Annotated in this window: 2 protein-coding genes; both read left to right on the top strand. The window is 76.9% G+C overall.

The window, feature by feature from the left end:
- Window positions 1-3,601, top strand: a 3,601-nt coding sequence (locus tag DQW06_RS22605) for an SDR family NAD(P)-dependent oxidoreductase (RefSeq protein WP_232833122.1), incomplete at its 5' end; no start/stop codon positions are given.
- Window positions 3,588-6,183: type I polyketide synthase (locus DQW06_RS22600; RefSeq protein WP_157983570.1), on the top strand; the 2,596-nt coding region annotated here is incomplete at its 3' end. The genes DQW06_RS22605 and DQW06_RS22600, both read left to right, overlap by 14 nt.

The raw sequence follows: 6,183 nt of genomic DNA, 5'->3' as shown, positions 1-6,183 counted from the left end.
CGCCCCGGAGGCGGCCCCCGCCGCGGCCCCGCGGCTGCTGGACGGACCGGGCCTGGAGCTGGTCGACGGCAGCACCGTGTTCGGCGGCCGGATCGGTGAGGCCGCCCACCCCTGGACGCGCGACCACCGGCTCCTGGGCCGGGTCGTCCTGCCCGGGACGGCGCTGGCCGAACTGGCCCTGTACGCCGGAGCGCACACCGGCGCCGCCGCCGTGGCCGACCTGACCCTGGAGCGGCCCCTCATCCTGCCCCGGGGCGGGGAGACCTCCGTGCAGGTGACCGTCGCCGCGCCCGACGCGCGCGGGCGCCGCGCGGTGAGCGTGCACTCGCGCGGCCCCGACGCGGGGGAGTGGACCCGGCACGCCTCGGGCGCGCTGGAACCCGACACCGGCGGGGAGGCTCCGTCCGCGGGGGCCTGGCCGCCGCCGGAGGCGGCCCCGGCGCCGTTCGGGTATGACGAGGACTACGGGCGGCTGGCGCGGCGCGGCTACGCCTACGGGCCGGTCTTTCGCGGGCTGCGATCGGTGTGGCGGGGGCGGGGTGACACGCTGCTGGCCACGGTCGCCCTGCCCGAGGGGCACCGCGGGGGAGCCTTCCGCGGCCCCCACCCGGCGCTGCTGGACGCGGCCCTGCACGCCGTGCTGCTCTTCGGCGAGAGCCGGGACGGTCCGCCCCTGGTCCCGTTCGCGTGGAGCGGGATGCGCGTCCCCGACCGCGACGGCCCGCCGCCGGCCGAGCTGCGCGTGGTCCTGGAGCCGCTGGGCGGCGACCGCCACCGTCTCACCGCCTTCGACGAACGGGGAGACCTGGCGGTCGGCGTGGACGAGCTGGCGCTGCGCCCGATCGACGCCGAGGACCTGCCCCCGGCCCCCGACGAGGAGCCCGGGCTCTACCGGGTGCGCTGGGACCCGGTTCCGGCGCCGGAACCGGCCGCGCGGGTGCCCGTCGGACTGGCCGCCCTGGGCGACCTGGCCCCCGACGCGCCCGTCCCCGACACCGTCTACGCCGAGCTGCCCCCGCGCGCGGTCTACGCCGACCACGACCCGGTCCCCTCCTCGGTGTACGAGGGGCTGCACGCGGTCCTGGACACCGTGCGCACGTGGCTGTCCGAGGACCGGTTCGCGCACGCCCGCCTGGTTCTGGTGACCTGGCGCTCGGTGTCCACCTCTCCCGAGGACCGGCTGGGCGGCCCGGCGGCCTCACCGGTGTGGGGCCTGCTGCGCTCGGTCCAGCGCGAGCATCCCGACCGGTTCGTGCTGGTGGACTCCGACGGGTCAGAGGACTCCCACCGCGTCCTGCCCGCGGCCGCGACGCTCGGCGAGCCTCAGCTGGCCCTGCGCTCGGGTCGGGTCCTGGCGCCGCGCCTGGTCCCGGCGCATGCGGACGACGTCCCCGTGCCGCCCGGTCCGGCCTGGCGGATCGAGGTCGGCGGCCCGGACGGTTCCGCTCTGTCGGCGGCACCCGCCGCCGCGGCGCCGCTGGAGGGGCACCAGGTGCGTGTCGCGGTCCGCGCCGCCGGTGCGGCCCCCGACGTGGAGGCCTCCGTCCGGCGCACCGGCGCACAGGGCGCAGGCGTGGTCCTGGAGACGGGCGCGCAGGTGCACGACCTGGTCCCCGGCGACCGCGTCACCGGCCTGTTCGACGACGCCTTCGCCACGACGGCCGTCGCCGACCGGCGCCTGCTCGCACGGGTTCCGCGCGAGTGGGGCCTGGAGGAGGCCGCGGCCGTCCCGTTCCCCGCGCTGACGGCCTACCACGCCCTGGTCGACCTGGCGGCCGTGCGCCCCGGGGAGAGCGTCCTGGTGCACGACGCGGCCCGCGGCGCCGGACCGGTCGCGGTGCAGCTCGCCCGCCACATGGGCGCCCACGTCCTGGCCACCGCCGACCCGCGCCAGTGGCCGCTGCTGGTCGGCCTGGGGCTGTCCGAGGACTGCCTGGCCTCCAGCCGCGACCCCGGCTTCGCCGCCGCCGTGCGCGAGGCCAACGGGGGCAGGGGCGTGGACGTGGTCCTGGACACGCGTGCCGGGGACGGTGTCGACGCCCTGATGGGCCTGCTCGTCGCGCCCTCCGACGGCGGCGGAGTGGGCGGCCGGTTCGTGGAGATGACCGGGACCGGTCCCCGCGACGGGGCCGAACCCCCGGTCGCCGACCACCCGGGGCGCGGCTACGAGGCCTTCCGACTGGCGGACGTGGACGCCGAGCGGGTCGGGCAGATGCTCACCCGCGTCATGGAGTTGTTCGCCTCCGGTGTCCTCAGCCCGCTCCCGGTGGACGTCCACGACCTGCGTGACGCGCACCTGGCACCCACCGACCCGGACGGGGCCGTGGTCCTGGCCGTCCCGGCGCCCTTCCCCCAGGACGGCACCGTCCTGGTCACCGGGGGCACCGGCACCCTGGGCCACCAGGTGGCCCGGCACCTGGTCACCGGGTACGGGGTGCGCCACCTGACCCTGATCAGCCGCAGCGGTGCCGCCGCGCGGGGCCAGGACGGGCGCACCGACGAACTGCGGCGCCTGGGCGCGCAGGTGGAGGTGCACGCCTGCGACGCCGCGGACCGCGACGCGCTGGCCCGCCTGATCGACTCCCTGCCCGGGGAGCGGCCGCTGCGCGCCGTCGTCCACACGGCGGGGGTGCTCGACGACGCCACCGTGCTGTCCCTGGACGCCCAACGGCTGGAGGCGGTGCTGCGGCCCAAGGTGGACGCCGCCTGGAACCTGCACGAGCTGACCGCGGACCTGGACCTGGGCGCCTTCGTCCTGTTCTCCTCGGTGACGGGGACCCTGGGCAGCCCGGGGCAGGCCAACTACGCGGCGGCCAACGTCTTCCTGGACGTGCTCGCACGCCTGCGCCGCGAGCGCGGGCTCCCCGCCCTGTCGCTGGCCTGGGGCCTGTGGGACGAGGCCAGCGGGATGACCGCCCACCTGGACGGCGGTGACCTGGGCGCCCTGGGCCGCGCCGGACTGCTCCCGATGCCCGTCGACCGCGCCCTGGCCAAGATGGACGCCGCCCTCTACCTGGGGGGCGACGTCCTGGTTCCCGCCCTGCTCAACCTGGGGGACGGCGCCGACCTGCCGATCCTGCGCGAGCTCGCCGGACCCGCCGGGGAGGATGACCCGGGCACGGGCGGCGGCGGGGAGCCGCCGCTGTCGCGGCGGAGTCTGACCGGGCTGGCCCCGGCCGAACGCGGACGGTTGCTGCTCACCGAGGTGCGCGAGCGCACCGCGCTCGTCCTGTCCCGGCAGGACGCGGGCCAGGTCCCGGCCGACCGCCCCTTCCGCGAGCTGGGCCTGGACTCCCTGACCGGGGTCGAGCTGCGCAACCGGCTGGGCGCCGCCTCCGGCCTGCGCCTGCCCGCGACCGCGGTGTTCGACCACCCCACCCCGCGAGCCCTGGCCCGGTTCCTGGAGGGCCTGCTCTTCCCCGCCGAACCGGAGGAACCCGGGGACGCGCGGAGGTCCGGGAACGCCGAACCGGAGACGGAGCCCGGTGACGCGGGCAGCAGCATCGACGACATGGACGTGGAGGACCTCCTGCACCTGGCCCTGGGCCGGGAGGGGGCCGCGTCCGACGGTGAACAGGAGACGGCTGATGGCTACCGATAGCGCTCAGAACACCAAGCTCGTCGCCGCGCTGCGCTCCGCTCTCAAGGAGAACGAGCGCCTGCGCGGCCGCAACCGGGAACTGGACCGCAGAAGCGACCCCGTGGCCGTCGTGGGCATGGGGTGCAGGCTGCCGGGGGGAGTGGACTCGCCAGAGGGTCTGTGGGATCTGGTGGAGCAGGGCACCGACGCGATCGGGCCCTTCCCCGAGGACCGGGGCTGGGACCTGGACGCCGTGCTCGGCGGTTCCGAGCCCCTGTCCGCGATGGACCAGGGCGGCTTCTTGGAGGGCGCCGCCGACTTCGACGCCGCGTTCTTCGGGATCTCCCCGAAGGAGGCCGCCGCCATGGACCCCCAGCAGCGCCTGCTGCTCGAACTGAGCTGGGAGGCCCTCGAACGCGCCGGGATCGACCCCTCCTCGCTGGCCGGGACGCCCACTGGCGTCTACGTGGGGCTGATGGCTGCCGAGTACGGCCCCCGGCTCTCCGACGCCCCCGAGGACGGGCACCTGCTCACCGGCACCATGCCCAGCGTGGCCTCCGGCCGCATCGCCTACACCCTGGGCCTGGCGGGTCCCGCGCTGACCGTCGACACCGCCTGCTCCTCCTCCCTGGTCGCACTGCACCTGGCGGTGCGCGCCCTGCGCGAGCGGGAGTGCTCCCTGGCGCTGGTGGGCGGCGCCACCGTCATGGGAACCCCCGGAGTGCTGGCCGAGTTCAGCCGCAAGCAGGGGTTGTCCGCCGACGGCCGCTGCCGGGCCTTCGGCGCGGGGGCCAACGGCACCGGGTTCGCCGAGGGGGCGGGCGCGCTGGTCCTGGAACGCCTCTCCGACGCCAGGCGCAACGGACACCGCGTGCTCGCCCTGGTCCGGGGCAGCGCGGTCAACCAGGACGGCGCCTCCAACGGGCTCACCGCGCCCAACGGGCCCTCCCAGGTGTCCGTGGTGCGGGCCGCCCTGGACGACGCCGGAATCTCCCCGGACGGGGTGGACGCGGTCGAGGCCCACGGCACCGGGACCACCCTGGGCGACCCCATCGAGGCCCAGGCCCTCATCGAGGCCTACGGGGGAGAGCGCGGGGCCCCGCTGCTGGTGGGCTCGCTCAAGTCCAACATCGGCCACACCCAGGCCGCGGCCGGGGTGAGCGGTGTGGTCAAGGCGGTGCAGTCCCTGCTGCACGGGACCGTCGCGCCCACCCTGCACGCCGAGGAGCCCTCGACCCACGTGGACTGGGACTCCGGCGCGGTCCGCCTGGCCACCCGGGCGCACCCGCTGCCCGACCTGGGCCGGCCCGCCCGGATCGGGGTCTCCTCCTTCGGGATCAGCGGAACCAACGCCCACGTCATCCTGGAGGCGCCGCCCGCAGAGGCCGCCGACACCGGGGCCCCGGCCTCCGCGCGGGAGAGCGGACCCGTCCCGGCCCCGCGGACCCTGCCGTTCGTGGTCTCCGCGCGAGGGGAGGAGGCCCTGCGGACACAGGCCGCGCGCCTGTCGGCCCACCTGGGCGCCGCGCCGGCCACCGATCCGGGCCGCGAACCCGAGGGCGGCCCCGGGGAACACGCGGCCCTGGTGGCCACGGCCCGTGCCCTGGCCACCACCCGCGCGCGCCTGGAGGACCGCGCCGTCGTCCTGGCCTCCGACACCGGCGGCCTCACCGCCGCCCTGGACGCCCTGGCCGAGGGGCGCCCCGACGCCGCCCTCGTGCGCGGGCGCGCGGACACGGGCGGCTCCGTGGCCTTCGTCTTCTCCGGTCAGGGATCCCAGCGCCTGGGCATGGGCCGCGGCCTGTACGAGGCCCACCCCGCCTTCGCCCGTGCGCTGGACGAGGCCGTCGACGCCCTGGACCGCCACCTGCCGCGTCCGCTGCGCACGGTGATGTGGGCGCGGGAGGGCACCGCCGAGGCCGAACTGCTGGACCAGACCCTCTACACCCAGGCCGGGGTCTTCGCGGTCGAGGTGGCCGTGGTGCGGCTGCTGGAGTCGCTGGGCGTGGTCCCCGACCACGTCGTCGGCCACTCCATCGGCGAACTGGCCGCCGCGTACGTGGCGGGCGTGTTCACGCTGGAGGACGCCGCCGCCCTGGTCGCCGCCCGCGGTGCGCTCATGCAGGACCTGCCCGAGGGCGGCGCGATGGTCGCGGTCCAGGCCGAGGAGCGGGAGGCCCGCCAGGCGGTCGCCCGCTCCGGCGGACAGCTCTCCGTCGCGGCCGTCAACGCGCCCGACAGCGTCGTGCTGTCCGGGGAGGAGACGGCCGTGGCCGCCCTGGCCGACCACTTCGCCCGGCAGGGCCGCCGCACCAAGCGGCTGACGGTCTCCCGCGCCTTCCACTCCCCGCTCATGGACCCCATGCTCGGCGCCTTCGCCCGCGCCGCCGAACGCGTTTCCTACCACAGGCCCGTCCTCCCCCTGGTGTCCAACCTGACCGGAGCCCGTGCGGGGGAGGAGGTCCGCGAGCACGGCTACTGGGTGCGGCACGTGCGCGAGGCCGTCCGCTTCGCCGACGGCGTCGCCCACCTGCACAAGGCCGGGGTCACCGAGTTCGTGGAGGTCGGCCCGGGCGGCGTGCTCAGCTCCATGGTGCAGTCCT

This window comes from Nocardiopsis sp. TNDT3, assembly GCF_003427465.1.
GTDB lineage: Bacteria > Actinomycetota > Actinomycetes > Streptosporangiales > Streptosporangiaceae > Nocardiopsis > Nocardiopsis dassonvillei.
Note: the sequence above shows the minus strand (reverse complement) of the source record. Positions and strands in the feature narration are given on the sequence as shown.